Source organism: Streptococcus sp. WB01_FAA12, assembly GCF_012843315.1.
In the GTDB taxonomy this organism is placed as follows: Bacteria; Bacillota; Bacilli; order Lactobacillales; family Streptococcaceae; genus Streptococcus.
Window position 1 is genome coordinate 1 of record NZ_JABAEX010000018.1, and the last position, 1,064, is coordinate 1,064.

Here is a 1,064-nt window from a genome sequence, read left to right on the forward strand (position 1 = left end):
GAAGGTGAAAAAGACGCGACAGTAGTTGTAACATACCCAGACGGAACTACGGATGAAGTTCCAGTTAAGGTTACTGTTAAAACTCCAACAACACCAACTCAACCAGCAATCACAACAGATCTTACAGGAAAAGCAGGTACTAAGACACCAGTTGAAGTAACAGCAGAACCAGGTTCTAAGGTTGAAATGTATGACAAAAATGGTAATAAGATTGGTGAAGCAACAACAGGAGCAGATGGTAAAGCAACAATCACACCAACAGTAGACATTCCAGAAGGAAATGTGACTGTTGTGGCAAGCAAGAATGGTCAAACACCAGAAGCTAGTGATCCAGTTCAAGCAACAACTGCCAAGGATCCATCAGTTCCAGCAACACCAACTCAACCAGCAATCACAACAGACCTTACAGGAAAAGCAGGTACTAAGACACCAGTTGAAGTGACAGCAGAACCAGGAACTACAGTCGAGTTGTTTGACAAAGATGGTAACAAAATTGGTGAAGCACCAACAGGAGCAGATGGTAAAGCAATCATCACGCCAACAGTAGACATTCCAGAAGGCAATGTGACTGCTAAAGCTACAAAAAATGGTCAAACATCAGTACCAAGTGAAACAGCTACGGCTACAGTAGCAACACCAACAACCCCAATTCAGCCAGCAATCACAACAGACCTTACAGGTAAAGCAGGAACTAAGACACCAGTTGAAGTGACAGCAGAACCAGGCTCTAAAGTTGAAATGTACGATAAAGATGGTAACAAGATTGGTGAAGCAACAACAGGAGTAGATGGCAAAGCAACAATCACGCCAACAGTAGACATTCCAGAAGGAAATGTGACTGTTGTAGCAAGTAAGAATGGTCAAACACCAGAAGCTAGTGATCCAGTTCAAGCAACTAAGGTTTCTGATAAGGAGCTTAAAACCCCAGCAATCACTCCAGTAGTGAATCCATCAGCTCTTACAGATGCGGAAAAAGCTAAGGTAGCCGACGAAGTTAAGAAAGCTAACCCAACAGCAAGCAAGGTAGAAGTAGGCAACGATGGTACAGCCACAGTAACCTTCCC

At 43.5% G+C, this 1,064-nt stretch carries 1 protein-coding gene; it reads left to right on the forward strand.

Features of this window, described 5'->3' with window-relative positions; translation table 11 throughout:
* Window positions 1-1,064 (forward strand): Rib/alpha-like domain-containing protein (locus HF881_RS10355; protein ID WP_206283222.1); only part of this gene is annotated, 1,064 nt, incomplete at both ends.